14 protein-coding genes and 1 pseudogene are annotated in these 16,317 nt (G+C 38.7%); 7 read left to right on the top strand and 8 right to left on the bottom strand.

What is annotated here, in order from left to right:
• Positions 1–48 precede the first annotated feature (48 nt).
• Positions 49–318 (bottom strand): uroporphyrin-III methyltransferase, encoded by a 270-nt coding sequence (locus ACW6PM_RS00075; protein ID WP_456055775.1) that lies wholly within the window; start codon positions 316–318, stop codon positions 49–51.
• Between the two features lie 251 nt (positions 319–569).
• Here ACW6PM_RS00075 and ACW6PM_RS00070 point away from each other — a divergent pair, with 251 nt between their 5' ends.
• Positions 570–1,919 (top strand): IS30 family transposase, encoded by a 1,350-nt coding sequence (locus tag ACW6PM_RS00070; RefSeq protein WP_456055774.1) that lies wholly within the window; start codon positions 570–572, stop codon positions 1,917–1,919.
• Positions 1,920–2,225: 306 nt separating this feature from the next.
• Here ACW6PM_RS00070 and ACW6PM_RS00065 read toward each other — a convergent pair.
• Both ACW6PM_RS00065 and ACW6PM_RS00060 read right to left on the bottom strand, forming a co-directional pair.
• Positions 2,226–2,995: pseudogene (locus tag ACW6PM_RS00065) on the bottom strand (virulence RhuM family protein); the annotation flags it as partial.
• 59 nt (positions 2,996–3,054) lie between these two features.
• Positions 3,055–4,782, bottom strand: coding sequence for a methyl-accepting chemotaxis protein (locus ACW6PM_RS00060; protein ID WP_456055773.1), 1,728 nt, complete (start codon positions 4,780–4,782; stop codon positions 3,055–3,057).
• Positions 4,783–5,004: 222 nt separating this feature from the next.
• Between ACW6PM_RS00060 and ACW6PM_RS00055 the strand changes: the two genes are divergently transcribed.
• On the top strand, positions 5,005–5,820 hold the full coding sequence (locus ACW6PM_RS00055; RefSeq protein WP_456055772.1) for a hypothetical protein: 816 nt from the start codon (positions 5,005–5,007) through the stop codon (positions 5,818–5,820).
• Between the two features lie 73 nt (positions 5,821–5,893).
• On the opposite strand, the gene ACW6PM_RS00050 is transcribed toward ACW6PM_RS00055, so the two are convergent.
• The 3 genes from ACW6PM_RS00050 to treP form a co-directional block, all read right to left on the bottom strand.
• Entirely contained in the window at positions 5,894–7,249 is a 1,356-nt protein-coding gene (locus ACW6PM_RS00050) for an MATE family efflux transporter (RefSeq protein WP_456055771.1), read from the bottom strand.
• A 239-nt stretch (positions 7,250–7,488) separates the two neighbouring features.
• Positions 7,489–9,141: an alpha,alpha-phosphotrehalase gene (gene treC, locus ACW6PM_RS00045; protein ID WP_456055770.1), complete on the bottom strand. Its 1,653-nt coding sequence runs from the start codon at positions 9,139–9,141 to the stop codon at positions 7,489–7,491.
• 10 nt (positions 9,142–9,151) lie between these two features.
• The gene (gene treP, locus ACW6PM_RS00040) at positions 9,152–11,074 is read right to left on the bottom strand and encodes a PTS system trehalose-specific EIIBC component (protein WP_456055769.1); all 1,923 of its coding nucleotides are present in this window, start codon (positions 11,072–11,074) and stop codon (positions 9,152–9,154) included.
• Positions 11,075–11,278: 204 nt separating this feature from the next.
• On the opposite strand from treP, the gene treR reads away from it, so the two are divergent.
• Together treR and ACW6PM_RS00030 are read left to right on the top strand one after the other, a co-directional pair.
• Positions 11,279–12,004 carry a trehalose operon repressor gene (gene treR, locus ACW6PM_RS00035; RefSeq protein ID WP_456055768.1) on the top strand — a complete coding sequence of 242 codons (726 nt, stop codon included), beginning with the start codon at positions 11,279–11,281 and terminating at the stop codon, positions 12,002–12,004.
• A gap of 10 nt (positions 12,005–12,014) precedes the next feature.
• Complete coding sequence (locus ACW6PM_RS00030) at positions 12,015–12,785, top strand: HAD-IIB family hydrolase (protein ID WP_456055767.1); 771 nt, start codon at positions 12,015–12,017, stop codon at positions 12,783–12,785.
• Between the two features lie 354 nt (positions 12,786–13,139).
• Here the strand turns inward: ACW6PM_RS00030 and ACW6PM_RS00025 are convergent, their stop codons facing one another.
• Entirely contained in the window at positions 13,140–14,393 is a 1,254-nt protein-coding gene (locus ACW6PM_RS00025; RefSeq protein WP_456055766.1) for an ATP-binding protein, read from the bottom strand.
• 334 nt (positions 14,394–14,727) lie between these two features.
• On the opposite strand from ACW6PM_RS00025, the gene ACW6PM_RS00020 reads away from it, so the two are divergent.
• Entirely contained in the window at positions 14,728–14,991 is a 264-nt protein-coding gene (locus ACW6PM_RS00020) for a type II toxin-antitoxin system prevent-host-death family antitoxin (protein ID WP_022352516.1), read from the top strand.
• Complete coding sequence (locus ACW6PM_RS00015; RefSeq protein ID WP_249398292.1) at positions 14,988–15,320, top strand: type II toxin-antitoxin system RelE/ParE family toxin; 333 nt, start codon at positions 14,988–14,990, stop codon at positions 15,318–15,320. Before ACW6PM_RS00020 ends, ACW6PM_RS00015 begins: the two co-directional genes overlap by 4 nt.
• On the opposite strand, the gene ACW6PM_RS00010 is transcribed toward ACW6PM_RS00015, so the two are convergent.
• Entirely contained in the window at positions 15,313–16,074 is a 762-nt protein-coding gene (locus ACW6PM_RS00010; RefSeq protein WP_456056076.1) for a lantibiotic dehydratase, read from the bottom strand. The genes ACW6PM_RS00015 and ACW6PM_RS00010 overlap by 8 nt on opposite strands.
• 133 nt (positions 16,075–16,207) lie before the next feature.
• On the opposite strand from ACW6PM_RS00010, the gene ACW6PM_RS00005 reads away from it, so the two are divergent.
• Positions 16,208–16,317: helix-turn-helix transcriptional regulator (locus ACW6PM_RS00005; protein WP_456056075.1), on the top strand; the 110-nt coding region annotated here is incomplete at its 3' end.

Below are 16,317 nucleotides of genomic sequence, written 5' to 3'. Positions count from 1 at the left end.
TTGTCAATAATATCTCAGTGATCAAATCATTGTTCCCAAAACCGTTAATCAAAAATCAAAATCATCAGGATCAAATCCGGCATCATCAAGGACCTCGTTTCTCTCTTCTTCACTCATATCTTCAAGGTCGTCCAAATCAACACCCTCGAGTGCTAGGCTGTATTCAATATCGTCACTTTCATCTTCCATATATGATTTTTCATCGCTGTCCTCGCCAAATACAATGCTGTCCATCATTGAACGCTCATACGCATTGAGACTTCCATCGTGATCACTGTCAAAGCTTCTGTCATAAATTCTTCCATCCTTACCTAACATAATTGATTCCTCCTTAAATTGGTTAAATAAATAATGTACCTATTTAATACTGATTATGCTATCTGCTTATTTGTTATATTAATTATGCCTCATTGCGAGTCCAAAAATCTGCCCTCGCAACACGAATCTTTGTTCATTAATTGAAAAATTTAACGCAAAAAATTGCCTACTTTTACCTTTACAATCGTGCATTTAGTTTTACAAACCTTTAAAATATACTCATAGCTGTCTGACCAGAAAGGAGCAAACATATGAGTAAACATCTAACTCTTTCTGATAGAGCCATTATCGAAAAATATCTTGCACAAGATATGCCTTTTTCGTACATTGCCAAGAGACTTCATCGTTCTCCCTCAACGATTTCAAGGGAGGTTAAAAATCATCGGTGCTTTGTTAACGGATATCGTTATTCAGATAATCCTTGCATTAACTACCGCTCCTGCATTCGCAGGAATCTTTGTGATCAGGAATCTATCTATTCCTGCCATCACAGATGCAAGAATTGCACTGAATTTAATTGCAATAAACTATGTTCTCAGTTTGTTTCATTTAATTGCGAAGCACTATCTAAACCACCTTATGTTTGTACTGGATGTCCTGATGAGAAAAAGTGTAAACGTAATCACGCTTATTACACTGCACATCGTGCTCATGCTGAATATAGCAAACAGCTACACGATGCTCGTGCTGGCATTAGAACAAGTCCTGAACGTCTTATGGAATTAAACGATTTATTAATGCCATTGGTAAACAAAGGACAATCAATTAATCATATATTCGCATCTCACGGCGAAGAAATTGGTCTCTCAGAAAAAACAATCTACAACTACATTGACCAACACGCTTTTCACATCAGAAACATTGACTTACCTAAGAAAGTCCGCTATCGTCAACGACAAAACCGTCCACACGAAGTGCTGATGAAAATGGATTATAAATGTCGTCAAGGAAGGACCTATACTGACTTCACATCTTATATGGAGCAAAATCCAAAACTTTCAATCGTTGAAATGGATACAGTTATAGGTGCTCGTGGTAGTGGAAACGTTCTCATGACAATGTTATTTAGAAACACCAACTTCATGTTGATATTTCTTTTACCTGACAAATCTCAAGCTAGTGTAAATGCTGTATTTGATAAGCTTACTCTATTGCTTGGCCTAGATTTATTTAGAAAACTTTTTCCGGTTATTCTCACGGATAACGGAACAGAATTCAAAGGCGTACATAACCTTGAATTCACCGAAAACGGAGCTCGTCGAACCAGAATCTTTTATTGTGACCCACGGGCATCTTGGCAAAAAGGCCGCATCGAAAAGAATTACGTACTAATTCGACAGATTCTCCCTAAAGGAACAAAGTTTTCTACTCTCAGTGATGAGTCTGTACATTTAATCACAGAACACATCAATAGTGTGACGCGCGAATTATTCGAGAATCAAACACCTTTTGATCTTATGTCACAAAGAGATGAATACACCATTTTAAGACTCTTAAGTGCCTTATTTAAGAACTTTTATAAATCAAGTAGTACTTACCTTGCGTTTAGTTTTTCATTCAATCTCGAATCTTTGTCGAATCTTTGTTCTTTGTTGCAATAAACTACAAAAAAGGACGCAGAATCTCTCCCACGTCCTCAAAACTATCTGGCTTTATCTTCTCTTACCTTCGCTGTTTCCCTCATACACGATAGTCACATCAAAATTAGCAGATTATTTACCATTATTTCAATACCCATATTCATTCTTTTAACATTTTGATATACATATGTATTACTATAACAATACTCCTGTATATACAAATCACATCTTCATTATGAAGTGTATTCTATAGCTTTTTACAATCAGATGCAGTTTGCCGATGTCACGGTTCCATCCGTAACCGTGGGGTTTCCTGATTTATTTTGTTTATTTGCTGTTTTCTTCGATATTTGCCACAAGACGGTCGAAATCACTCTGATATGTTCTGTCCTGCAAAACACGAAATTTTTCAAATTCACTTTCTGCAAACGCCTTTGCGATGGCAGCGGTCACTTTGCCTTTGTCATGTAAAATATCTTCTTCGTTGAACTGGAGGAACGCATCCAAACGATTAACCCAATCCTGCATATACATGATATTTCCCCGCCGTGCCTGTCTTTCGGCATAGTCCAGATACATTGTCACGATCTCATTCAGATTTATCATTTCTTCTTCGTTCAAGTAGTTTTTGGCGATTGAAACATCCGACTTGCGAATACGCCCTTGCGGAGCATTTTTCCAAGTTGTCAAGCCCATGTTTGGTTTTGTGCTATCGGCTCGTCCATAAACAATCTCAGCCGCCGTATGATGAGTGACAGCGTAATGAAGCTTATTCTGCACTGGGAGTAAATGTCCGTGATTTTTTGATAAAAACGGCGCTCGCTGGAGCGAATATCACGAATACGCTCCAACTGTTCCTCAAAATAGTCCTTACCAAAAAGGTTTTCAGGTTCTCGCAGTCGTGCATCGTCCATCACATAGCCTTTAATAATAAATTCTTTTAATACTCGATTTGCCCAAATGCGGAACATCGTAGCCTTTTTAGAATTAACACGGTATCCGACAGCAATAATAGCATCCAGATTGTAATAGCTTGTATTGTACCGCTTGCCGTCTGTCGCAGTTGTTTCCATTTTGGAAACAACTGCTTCTTCCTCACGGTCTGAGCGATTTTTCTATTCGGGAATTGGTTTAGTTCCCCATCTTTATATAAGCTCTACTCAAGCTTGAATTTGCCGACTTCCGTTGCCAGATCCTCTGCAATGCCATTGTTGTCGGATGCCTCGCTTTGGATATCATTGACGTTACCGGTAAGCTGTACGGAAGACTCGGAAACTCCCGCAATGCCTTTGGCACTCTCTTCCACGGCAATGTTGACCGCGGAAATGGATTCACGGATGCCATCCATCGTGCTGCGAAGTTCTTCCGCAGTCTGCGCGAACTGCTCCATCATCGCACGCATCGCATTCGCATCGGTCGCATAATTTTCACTCGTTGCAACAAGACCTCCGAAGCCTTCCTCTGTGGAATTGCGGACAAATTCGATCATCTGCTGCGATCCCTCTGCCAGTTCATCCACTGCCTGAATGACCTCTGCACTCACCTGGCGGATTTTTGCTGCGGCATCCGCAGAATTACCTGCCAGCTTTCCGATTTCATCCGCAACCACCGCAAAGCCGCGTCCTGCTTCCCCTGCGCGTGCCGCTTCAATACTTGCATTCAGCGCAAGAAGATTGGTCTGTTCCGTAATCTCGATAATGTTGGAAGTCAGAACCTCGATCTGTTCCACCGATTTGGACTTTGCAATCTTCTCATTTAAAGAAGCCGCCATCTTCTCGGTCTCAATGTTTGCTTTCTTCTCTCCCTCCGCTGCTGCATCATTCGCCTCGGAAGCACGGCTCTCCATCTCCTGAGAAGAGACTTTTCCGGCATCCGCATTACCTGCAATACGCTCTACCGATGAATAGATTTCGTCAATTGCCTCCGTAATCTGATTGAGTGAAGAAGTCGTTTCCTCCATCGCCGCACTCATCTCCTGCATCGTTGCCGACACATCGGTAATGCTTTCATCCGCAGAGTTCACATGATCCACCATTTTGCGGGAAGTAGACATAAGCCGCATGGATCCGGACGAAATTCCGATCATAATCTTGCGGATATACGCTAACAACTCATTCACATTGCCCGCAATCAGTTCCAGCTCATCCCCGCTTCTGACATCCAGTTTCTGTGTCAAGTCACCCTCATTATGTACCAGATCATAAATCTTCGCATTTACCTGCATCAGTCCCTTTGTAATCCTGCTAACGATAATCGTCAGAATCAGGATTGCCAGAAGCAGACAGATGCCTCCGATCTGTAATGTCTGGACAACTGCCCTCTGCAATTCCGCTGAGATCGACGAAGCATCATAATCGCATCCGAGTACCGCAACAACCTTGCCTGCATTGTCCTCAATAGGCTTGTATACCGTAATCAGATCTCCGTCTTCCGTATGGTCGATGTAATCCTGAACGTATTCCTTTCCACCGAACACCGACTCCAGTTCCGCGTATGAATCCGCAAATTCATCACCGACTTTTGCCGCATCCTCGTCCGAATCCACACCATAATACACTTTCTTTCCGTCCGTATACAATGTGTATAAAAAAGCGATTCCGCATGCTTTTTGCTTTTTTCTGAGATCTCCTTGCAGATTCTGATAGACCTGCGTACCTTCCGATCCTACCGTCACTTCGGATACCAGATTGGCATCCAGCGAATCCGCAACGATCGTTGCCGCCATGTCTGCTTCCTCAACGCCCATCCTCACCATGCTTTCCTCAAAACGCGTGTAGGAATTGTATCCCATCAAACCACAGACGAGTACAACGATTATGATCGACGGAATCAGGATCTTCGCGCGGATTGTGAGTCCCCTTGTACGAATTTTACCTTTGTTCATTTCAACACTTCTCCTTATGTCTACATTGTATGGCACAAGTATAACACATTATCGAACGATGGGCAACGGACGTGTTTGTCAATTATTATCGACCAAAATGAATTTCTAAATTCCACCGCCCAATGGGGCATGCCCGGACATTTTTTGAAATTATATGGTATAATTTGTATAAAGGTATAGATAGCTTATTTAAATGTTATATAGAAAGAGAGGAAAGTAGTTATGTTAAAAAGTGCAATATATTGTAATGTTTTTATATTGTTAATAATGTCAATATTTTTTTTAACAAGAATTTTTATGAAGAATAATGATTTAAAGAAATTAAGAAAACTCGTAATTATATATATAATATTTAATTTCATTAGTTTTTATTTATGTGGTAGTGAAATAGTAGATATAGGTTGGGACTTTATATTTTTATTTCCAATTTCTATAATATCATTCATCATTCATATAGTAAGTATTTGTTGTATAAATAGAAAAATAAAAAAATCAAATAATACTGATTATAATATTTTAAGTATCAAAAAATATATCATTTTAAGTATAATTCCTGTTATTGTTTTTATAATTCCTTATGTGTATGAATTATATGTAATAAATAACTGTAATTATTTATTAAAATACAACTATCAAAATGGAATTATACAATCTGATGATACCTATATTGCTATTATAAATAATAAACCTGTAACAATAACTTTACAGAAAAATTTATTTAATAGAAAAGGATTTTCTGCTAAAAAATTAAATTATAATATTATATATACTAATGGTGTTGAAATATCAACAAGAGATTCAAGCTATAATAAAATAATTGTAGAGAACGAAGATATAAAAAAAATAGCATTAGATGCAAAAGAAAGATGTCCTTCTGCCATAGGAGCTTTCATAGACTACTTTTCAGAAGGAAATTATGCTATTATTGTACTTATGTTAGAAGAAACTTATGGCAGCCAATTCTTTTATTATGATAATACGTATATTCAAAGTATAAATACTCATGGCAGTTTAGAATCTATAACTTATTATAAATAATTGTATCAAAGAGCAAAAAATTTCAGATTTAATTTTCATCTGGTGATTAATGTAAAAAGGCAATGAAAACTAATCATTGTCTTTTTTGAGATTTCTCGAATCCGTAAACCCATTTTCCACGTAAGAACAGATACAGAAAAATCACGGAGCTGATACCCCAAGTCAATGGGTATGCCCAGAAAATCACTCGTATATCCGGGATAATACGAACTGCCACAGTAATGTAGCTTACGCGAAACAAACACCAGTCACAGAGCATAACGATCATCGGAACGGATGCGTTACCTGATCCACGAAGTATTGCTGCGATGCAATGAGAAAACGCCAGCAGACAATAAAATAACGCAATTGTTCTGGACTGCATGACTCCATAATGTACAACATCAGGATCTCTGTTAAACGCTGTGATCAGTACCGGTGCTGCCACATATATGATAATACCGATCAACTCTGCAATAGTAATCGAGCAGAGAACTCCAAATCTTGCTCCCTTTTTCGCCCGGTCATACTGTTTTGCACCCAGATTCTGACTGACAAAGGTTGTCAGAGCCATTGTAAAACAGGTCACCGGCAAAAAGGCGAATCCCTCTATCTTGGAGTAGGAACCACATCCTGCCATCGCCATTTTTCCAAATGCATTTATATTTGACTGTACAAAGACGTTCGCGATCGCGATCACTGAATTCTGAAAACCGGATGGTACACCATTCTGGATGATCTGCTTCAGCATAGAACTGTCAAAACGAATCTCTCGCAATTCCAGACGGTATTCTTCTTCCACACGCAGCAGATGAACCATACAGAGCAGTGCACTGACAAACTGTGAAATTGCGGTTGCAAGTGCTGCTGATCCGACTCCCATGCCAAGACCTGCGATAAAGAAAATATCCAGAACGACATTGACACAGGAAGAAATAATCAGATATATCAGTGGATGGCGTCCATCACCGACCGACTGCAGAACTCCAACAAAGATATTGTACATGACAACACCCATAGACCCTGCAAAATATGTACGGAAATACACAATAGATTCCGGGAGCACGTCCGCAGGAGTTCCCATCAATACCAGGATCTTTGGTGCCAGAAACATTCCCAAAACTGTCATCACAGCACCGGCCACAAGTCCAAATGCAACCGTTGTATGGATTGCCTTTTTCAGGCAGTCTCTTTTTTTGGCTCCGTAATATCGTGCAATAACAACACCTGCACCCATGGCAATGCCGTTAATAAAACCTACCATCAGAAAAATCAGATTTCCAGATGAACTGACTGCCGCCAGTGCATTACTTCCTAGAAAATTTCCTACGATCAGGGAATCAGCAGTATTATACAATTGCTGGAACAGATTTCCCAGAAACAATGGAATTGCAAAAAAAATGATCTTTTGGGAGATACTTCCCTCTGTCATTCTCAGACTCTTTTTCATGGCTAAAATTACTCTTCCTTTTCCTATGTTCTTTGAATCAATAGAGATGAAGGACTGTTCTTCGTGATAGTTGCCTCTCTACCTTATTATTTGTACCATACCATGCATATGTTGCTGATGTCAATGTAAAGACTGCTTGTAGAGCTGGAATTTCCATGAAGGCATTTATTACAAAATAAAAAGACCCTAGCATCATTTCTGATGCTAAGATCTTGATTGGTCATCTTAAGATTCATATATTATCTCTTTCTGTAAAGCATCATTGCTTCATAAGGTTTTAAGGAAATCTTTGACCCTTCTATTTTTTGTTCAGAATAGTTGCCCAGCAATGTTTCGAAGCCCTTCAGATCCATTCCACTATCCCATACAACTTCTGTTTTATAGAAGTTACAGACTACCAGCATTTTTTCCTCTCCGTAAATTCTTTCATAGGCAATAATGGATGGATGTCTTACATCTAACGGCCTGATATCACCATATGCAATGATATCCAGCTCTTTACGTAAAGCTACGAGCTTTTTATAGTAGTTGAAAATGGATGTTTCATCATGCAGCTGGCTCTGTGCATTAATCTTGGAATAATTTTCATTCACACCAATCCATGGCATTCCCTTGGTAAATCCACCGTGATTTTCACCATTCCACTGCATTGGTGTTCTTCCGTTATCCCTGGAATGAATCTGGATAATACGAAATGCATCTTCTTTAGAAAGACCTTTCTGCTGCAGAATTTCATAATGGTTCAAACTTTCTACATCACGAAACTGACTGATGTCAGTGAAATCGGTATTTGTCATACCAATCTCTTCACCCTGGTAAATATATGGAGTACCGCGAAGTCCATGAATGATGGTCGCAAGCATTTTAGCTGACTCTTTCCAGTATTTTCCTTCATCACCAAATCTGGAAACCGGACGCGGCTGATCGTGATTGCACCAGAACACTGCATTCCAGGCATGATTCTTGGCCATTCCAATTTGCCAGCTAAAGAGAATATCTTTCAATTTCTGGAAATCTGTTGGTACAAGCACCCATTTTTCATTCCCCATAAAGTCAACCTTTAAATGATGGAAGCTAAATACCATGGAAAGCTCATGGCTGTCTTCACCTGCATATCCAAAACAATTTTCCATAGATGTGCTGGACATTTCACCGACAGTAATAATTTCTGCATCCTGTCCAAATGACTCCGCATTTAATTCTTTCAGGTACTGATGGATGTTTGGTCCGTCAGTGTAAAATCTACGGCCATCCCCTTCGAAATCATCTTCGAATTTATCTTTGCTGATAAGATTCACTACATCAAATCGGAAACCCTTGACACCTTTGCTCATCCAAAAACGTACAACCTTCTGAACCTCTTTACGCACCTTGGGGTTATCCCAGTTCAGATCCGGCTGCTTTACATGGAATAAATGCAGATAGTATTCATCCATTTCCGGCACATATTCCCATGCACTTCCTCCGAACTTACTTTCCCAGTTTGTGGGTGCACTGCCATCCTCTTTTCCTTTTTTGAAAATATAATAGTTCTTATATCTTTCATCTCCGGCCAATGCTTTCTGGAACCATTCATGATTGCTGGAGGTATGGTTAAATACCATATCCAGCATCAGTTTGATGCCACGCTTCTGTGCCTCTCTGGAAAGCTCTTCAAAATCTTCCATCGTACCGTAACGGGGATCAATGTTATAGTAATCCTCCACATCATAACCGTTATCATACTGGGGGGACACAAAAAACGGAGTCATCCAAATATAGTCCACGCCCAATTCTTTTATATAATCTAACTTTGCCGTCACACCCTTTAAATCCCCAAAGCCATCTCCGTTGGTATCATAAAAGGATCTGGGATAAATCTGATATACAGTGCTTTTTCTAAAATCTATCATACACTTCCTCTTATTCTGTCTTTGCTACTGTTGTCTCTTTTTCAATTGCATGAATGCCTGTCATAAATGTTACATTTTCCATATTACCTGGCTCAGCAATGACGCAAATGATCGTATCAACATAACCTGCTTCACTGATTTTCTTTTTATCAAATTTGATCAGGGGTGTTCCGGCAGATACCTTCTGGCCTTCTTTTACAAGGTATTCAAAACCGTCACCTTTCATGGCTACAGTATCAATTCCGATATGTAAAAGGATCTCTGCACCGTTTGCAAGTTTTAAACCACATGCATGACGTGACTCCTGCATAAGTAAGTTGACTGTTGCATCAGCCGGAGCATAAACAGTTTCATTCTCCGGAATGATTGCAAGTCCTTCACCCATGGTTCCTTCGGAAAACACACCGTCATTCACTTCTTTTAATGTAATCACATCACCTGTTGCAAATGCTTTTAATTCTGTTACCTCTGCTGATTTAACTTCTTCTGATTTAACTTCTTCTACTGATTTAACTTCTTTTGGCTGAAGTTTTTTTTTACCAACCGTAACTGTTAATGCAAATGGAACTGCTACGGCAATTAACATACAAATAGCAAAGGTTAACATGGATTGCGGCTGCATGGAAAGGATTCCCGGAAGACCGCCAACACCGATTGCATTTGCTGTACTTTTTGTAGCTACACAGACAATTGATGCACATGCAGAACCAATCATACCGCAGATGAAAGGATAACTGTGTTTCAAGTTTACACCAAACATTGCCGGTTCTGTAACCCCCAGATAACAAGAGATACATGCCGGAATGTTTACTTCCTGCGCCCGGGCATCTTTTTTCTGAAGATAGATCATGCCTAATACTGCGGAACCCTGTGCGATATTAGACAAAGCAATCATTGGCCATAACATTGTTCCTCCAAAGTCAGCAATCAACTGTAAGTCGATTGCATTTGACATATGATGAAGTCCTGTGATTACAAGCGGTGCATACACAAAACCGAAGATTGCACCGAATACAATTCTCAGTGGTCCTGTGATTCCTGCGTATACAACGGAGGAAATGACAGAGCCGATTTTCCATCCGATTGGTCCAAGCACAAAGTGTGCTGCCATAACAGAGAGTACTAAGCTACAGAAAGGTACCACGATCATAGAAATTACGGCTGGACAGATCTTCCTGAAGAATTTTTCAAGATATACCAGCGTAAATGCTGCCAGAATTGCAGGAATGACCTGAGCCTGGTAACCAATCATATCTACCTTTACAAAACCGAAATCCCACTTTGGAATATCTGCTGCCGCTGTGCCTGCCACTGCATATGCATTTAAGAGCTGACCAGACACAAGTGTAAGTCCAAGTACGATACCAAGCATCTGTGTTGTACCCATTTTCCTGGTTACAGACCAGCAGATACCAACCGGCAACATATGGAATACCGCTTCTCCGATGAGCCACAAGAAACTGTCAATTCCTGACCAGAACTGGCTGATATCACAGAGCGTCTTTGTACCGTTTTCAAATAAATATAAGCTGTCAATGCAGTTTCTGAATCCCAAAATCAAACCGCCCACAATGATTGCAGGAATGAGTGGAGCGAAAATTTCTGCTAATGCAGTCATAATTCTCTGAACTACGTTCTGATTCTGTTTTGCTGCGCTCTTTACAGCATCTTTCGATACGCCTTCAATGCCTGCAACTGCTATGAAGTCGTTATAAAAATCTGAAACCGTGTTCCCGATGATTACCTGGAACTGTCCTGCCTGTGTGAAACTTCCCTTAACAACTTTCATTGCTTCAATTTTCTGAATATCCGCTTTCTTCGGATCATTTAATACGAATCTCATTCGTGTGATACAATGTGATACTGCAGCAATGTTTTCTTTTCCTCCCACAAGGCGCAGTAATTCTTTTGCGTCGTTTGCATACTTACCCATATTGATTCTCCTTATTAAAATAAATGTTTCGCGCTTACCCTTGTTTAAACAAGTTTTCTTGTAATTATGTTATATCACGCTTGTTTAAACATGTCAACACTTATTTTATAACTCGTTTAAACATGCTACGTCTTATTTGATTCTTGACTTTCCCTATGTAAATATTATAATAAATGATGGGTGTTCAAACAAGTGGAGGAACTTATGCCGAAAGCAAAATATGCAGAAATTTATAAAGACTTGAAAAGAAAAATTGAGACCGGAGAATATGAATTTCAGGAACTTCTCCCCTCTGAAAATACACTGGTGCAGGAATATGACTGCTCACGCAATACCATTCGCCGTGCCATCGGGGATCTGGTAGCCGATGGATATGTACAGACGATGCAGGGGAAAGGGGTACGAATTATCTTCCAGCCCATATTACAGACCTCATTTACCATCGGCTCAATTGAAACGTTTACGGAATCTGCAAAGAGAAATAACCAGAAAGCCAAAACCAAAGTAATTCACTTTGCAGAATTGGTAGTAGACAAAAGAATTGCTGCAAAAACCGGTTTTAATATTGGCGATGAGATTTATTATCTGCAGAGACTTCATTACTTAGATGGGAAAGCACTTATTCTAAACCATAATTATTTTTTGAAAAGCGTTGCTAAAGATCTAACTAAAGAGATTGCAGAAAAGTCGATTTACGATTATCTGGAAAATACTCTTGGAGTTTCCATTGTCACAAGTAAACGTATCATGACCGTAGAAAAGATGACTGAAATTGATGAAAAATATTTGGATCTTGGAGACTATAACTGTATGGCTGTCGTCACCTCTCATACTTACAATAGTGATGGTGTTATGTTTGAATATACCCAGTCACGCCATCGCCCTGATTACTTTAGCTTCCAGGATAATGCAACAAGACGATCAATTTAGCAGGAAAAATATGAAACAGAAAAATATTTTATTTACAGACATGGATGAAACAATATTGTTCTCTGATAATGGAAAAACATATTTTAAGGAATCGGATTTAGATGCAATAAAGGAATTCCAGCAAAGAGGAAATCTGATCGTAATTAACTCCGGCAGAGCATTGCCATGGATAGTTGCTCCGTTGGAAGGATATCTTTTGCCTGATTACATGATTGCCGGTACAGGGAGTATTATCGCGGATAGTCATCAACAAATACTGCATGAAGAACCTGTATCATTTGCAGCAATCAAAAAAATAATAAACGAATATGCATCGGATATACCATTAACAGTTCATACGAAAGACAACGTATTTTCATGCAATCAAAAAAAGCAGTACAGCCTGCCAATAACACCTATTAGCAGTATTGATTTATTAAAAACGGAAAAACTTTATGGAATGTCATTCCATTTCAAAGACAATAAATCTGCAAAAGCTTTTGCAGACTGGCTGGAAAAGTCAGATCACCAGGAGGTGAGAGCTTTTGTAAATATCCAGGATGTTGACATGGCGTGGAGAGACTGTTCAAAAGGGAACGCCATGAACATCCTTTGTCAGAAACTTGGATTCATGCATGAACAAGTCTACGCCATTGGTGATGCTGAAAATGACATTGATATGTTAAGGGCAACAAAGCATGGTTATACATTCCATCATTCTCCAGCTACTGTAAAGCAATATGCAGAAGGCTGTGTCAAATCTGTGTCAGAGTTAATTGATAAAATATTAAAAATCTCATAATAAAGTAATCAACCTGTGACTGCTGATTCAGTTGCTCAATTGGTATTTGGATTACCTCGATAAACTGAAATTTCATAAATTCACGTATTAAGAATTCAATTTACGTCTATTGCCCTGTAAACTACTTTAAATTCCTCACAAAGAATACTTGTTTGTCTATTGAATTCAAGCTCTGTTTCTTCAAATTCTTCTGCTCTCATAATGCTCCAATCTGTAACTTGCGATTTTAATGTCTCTACTCTAAAGTTAGTAATTCATAAGTTACTTCTATATTGATAGAATAAAATGGATAGCTTGCAAAGTCAAGTAAACTATCTATAATTACTTTTCGTTGGCGATATCCCAGCAATATTTCTAAAACTCCAAACTATCCGCATTAAGCAGAAAATACTTCATTCCCATGATTACAAAGCCTTCCTCATTTCTCCAAGGCTTTTTTGTTCCGTTTACTACCACGATCTTTTTAAATGAATCAGGGATATTTCTAAATGAATTAAATTCCTGCTTCTGCTTTTCCTCAGAGGTCATATCATAAGCCACTTGAATATAATATCTCTGACTACCCTGATTGACCACAAAATCAACTTCAAACTGCTTTCGAGTTGTTTTTCCTTCATCATTTTTCGCATACGCCTCTACAATACCAACATCCACATTATAACCTCTGATAAGCAGCTCATTGTAAACAATATTTTCCATGATATGAGTAGGTTCCTGCTGTCTAAAATTCAATCTTGCATTTCTAAGTCCCACATCTGAAAAATAGTATTTCAGATTTGCTCCCACATATTTTCTACCTTTAATATCATATCTGTCAGCTTTAGAAATCAAAAATGCCTCCACAAGATAATCTATATGGTTGGATATGGTCTTATTGCTGTAATTGATGCCTCGTTCACTTTTAAACGTATTTGATATTTTAGTTGGGTTAGTAGGAGCTCCTATCGCAGAAGCAAGGATATCTACTAAAGTATCAATCTCATCAACATTTCGCAGCTTGTTTCGTTCTACAACATCCTTAATATAAACATTTGTGAAAATATTTTTTAGATACTCAGCCTTTTGGCGTTCCACAGAAAACTGTACCACCTGTGGTAAACCACCATATATCATATATTCCTCCCAAGCATCATCATAATCTCCATCGAAAGCCGCATAGAACTCTGCGAAGGACAACGGATATATTCTTATCTCATCTCCTCTGCCTCTAAATTCAGTTACAATATCGCTGGATAAAAACTTAGAGTTACTTCCAGTCACATATACATCAATATTGCTGATTCGAAGCAGGCTGTTCAGCACTTCCTCAAATCGTGACATAAATTGTACTTCGTCCAAAAGCAGATAATACTTCTGGTCATCTTCCAACCTCTCTTTAATATGCTGGTAGCACTTCTTTGGATCTCTCAGTTCCTCATTTTCAATGCCATCCAAAGCAATCTCAATGATATGGTCATTATCTACACCACTCTCCAATAAATATTTCTTAAACAATACAAATAACAGGAATGATTTCCCACATCTCCTGATTCCCGTGATAATCTTTATCATTCCATTATCTTTTCTTATCTTTAACTGTTCAAGGTATGCATCTCTTTTAATCTCCATGAGTTCAACTCCTTGTTTTTGTCAATTTACACACTTTTTAGTAATTGAATTATATCATCTAGGATTTATTTAATCAATATCCATTACTATTTTATGTGTATTTTCACATTTCTATGCAGTGGATAACCAATTAACTATCTTTTCATAGAAAGGCAGGTAGTCTTTGATACTTGTTACATACATGACCACCTGCCGTTTATCTATTCTGATATTTTTTCTGTAAATCATCCGTCTGTCAAACTGGAAGTTATCTTCCTGCTAACACTAATGGTATATCCATTGACTTCATAACAAAATTTGTGTATAATTTTGTTATCAAATAGGAGGTGTTTTTATGCCAACAATCAAATCAAGTGCTGATTTAAGGAATAATTACAATGAAATTTCTACATTTTGTCATAATTATCCTGAACCAGTTTTCATCACGAAGAATGGAAAAGGCGACCTTGCCGTTATGAGCATTGAAGCCTACGAAGAACTGACCAGCCGCTTTGAACTTTACAGCCAGATCAAGGAAGGAATGGACGATATTGCCACAGGCAACACCAGACCATTTTCCGAAGCTATGGCTGATATCAGGAGCCGCCGCAGTCGATGAGCTATCAGGTTCATATCACTTCCACCGCAGAACACGATATTATGCGTGCTGCGGATTACATCGAATTTACCCTCAAAAATCCTGATGCCGCAGATAATCTGTTAGATGCTGCGACTGAGCAGATAGGCTCACTAGCCGACCTGCCACAGAAGTTTTGTCTGGTAGATGATCCGGTACTGGCAAGCTGGGGCATTCGTTTTGTGATAATCAATAATTACCTTGCCTTTTATACGATTGATGAAGAAAAGCAGACTGTAATCATAGTCCGATTTCTCTATCAGAAAAGTAACTGGACTTCCATTCTTCGACAGGGATTTTCCCTCATTTAAGGAATCTGTTTTTATGCAGGTTCCTTCCCATATACTCATAAAGTATTGTCTTTCCACCATGAATTTCCATGATGTTTTCCTTACGGAGCCATACATATCTTGCCTCTTCTCCCCATGTGCCGGGAACTCTGGTCTTAACAGCATGGTCATTCTCTTCGATAATCAGCTTCTTGCTGATAGTCACATCTGACAGATTCGCATTCTTTGATGCTGCAACCGCCCTCATTCTCTCTGCAAGTTCCTGATAGCCTCTGATACGCTTTACAAATGCAGCCTTATCCATCATGACCGTATGAGTGCCATCCTCATTTTTCTTTCCAAGCACACCGATTGTCTCAAGCTGCTTTATAACATTCTCAGCCTGTTCACTGTTTATGCTGAAATTCCTGCTGACCTGTTCGGCACTGACCGACTTTTTCTCCATCGCATACATTCCGACTTTTTCAATCAGTCCGTCTATGACGCTGGGGCTTTTCTCGTTTCCCCGCTGTTTCTTCAAAAAACTCATGAGATTTCCCGCTTCATAACAATCTGAATTAAATCGAAATCTCAAATGATTCCAATATGTTGGATTATTTTCACATATTATAACTATTTTACTAAGCCACTCCATATCAACTCTAGCGCGCTTATAATATTGTGAAATACAATTTAACTCTATATCCGTTTTATCACCCAAATTACCAAACTCTACTCCTGCGAACAGACCAAAAGGAGTTGTTCTTGTTGCAGCTCTATTTAAAAATTTCCTTATACTTTATTACCAAAACATAATAATCTTTTTCACATAACGTTATATAACGTTATATATTTATTATTTTTTGTATTATATACTTTACATTTTGTTTGATATATCATATAATACATATAGAAAGGAGGTTATATAAATGAAAAATATGCGTCTTAAATTAGCGCGCGTTGAGATGAATCTTTCTCAAGAAGAACTGGCTGCCAAAGTTAATGTTACACGCCCTACTATCAACTTACTAGAAGGCGG

The sequence above is a fragment of the Agathobacter sp. genome (assembly GCF_977054825.1).
This window is presented reverse-complemented; position numbering and strand designations above follow the sequence as displayed.

What these genes read in the sequence shown, in the direction of transcription:
- ACW6PM_RS00075 (WP_456055775.1), bottom strand. Translation starts at nt 318, where the DNA reads ATGTTAGGTAAGGATGGAAGAATTTATGACAGAAGCTTTGACAGTGAT.
- ACW6PM_RS00070 (WP_456055774.1), top strand. Translation starts at nt 570, where the DNA reads ATGAGTAAACATCTAACTCTTTCTGATAGAGCCATTATCGAAAAATAT.
- ACW6PM_RS00060 (WP_456055773.1), bottom strand. Translation starts at nt 4,782, where the DNA reads ATGAACAAAGGTAAAATTCGTACAAGGGGACTCACAATCCGCGCGAAG.
- ACW6PM_RS00055 (WP_456055772.1), top strand. Translation starts at nt 5,005, where the DNA reads ATGTTAAAAAGTGCAATATATTGTAATGTTTTTATATTGTTAATAATG.
- ACW6PM_RS00050 (WP_456055771.1), bottom strand. Translation starts at nt 7,249, where the DNA reads ATGAAAAAGAGTCTGAGAATGACAGAGGGAAGTATCTCCCAAAAGATC.
- treC (WP_456055770.1), bottom strand. Translation starts at nt 9,141, where the DNA reads ATGATAGATTTTAGAAAAAGCACTGTATATCAGATTTATCCCAGATCC.
- treP (WP_456055769.1), bottom strand. Translation starts at nt 11,074, where the DNA reads ATGGGTAAGTATGCAAACGACGCAAAAGAATTACTGCGCCTTGTGGGA.
- treR (WP_456055768.1), top strand. Translation starts at nt 11,279, where the DNA reads ATGCCGAAAGCAAAATATGCAGAAATTTATAAAGACTTGAAAAGAAAA.
- ACW6PM_RS00030 (WP_456055767.1), top strand. Translation starts at nt 12,015, where the DNA reads ATGAAACAGAAAAATATTTTATTTACAGACATGGATGAAACAATATTG.
- ACW6PM_RS00025 (WP_456055766.1), bottom strand. Translation starts at nt 14,393, where the DNA reads ATGGAGATTAAAAGAGATGCATACCTTGAACAGTTAAAGATAAGAAAA.
- ACW6PM_RS00020 (WP_022352516.1), top strand. Translation starts at nt 14,728, where the DNA reads ATGCCAACAATCAAATCAAGTGCTGATTTAAGGAATAATTACAATGAA.
- ACW6PM_RS00015 (WP_249398292.1), top strand. Translation starts at nt 14,988, where the DNA reads ATGAGCTATCAGGTTCATATCACTTCCACCGCAGAACACGATATTATG.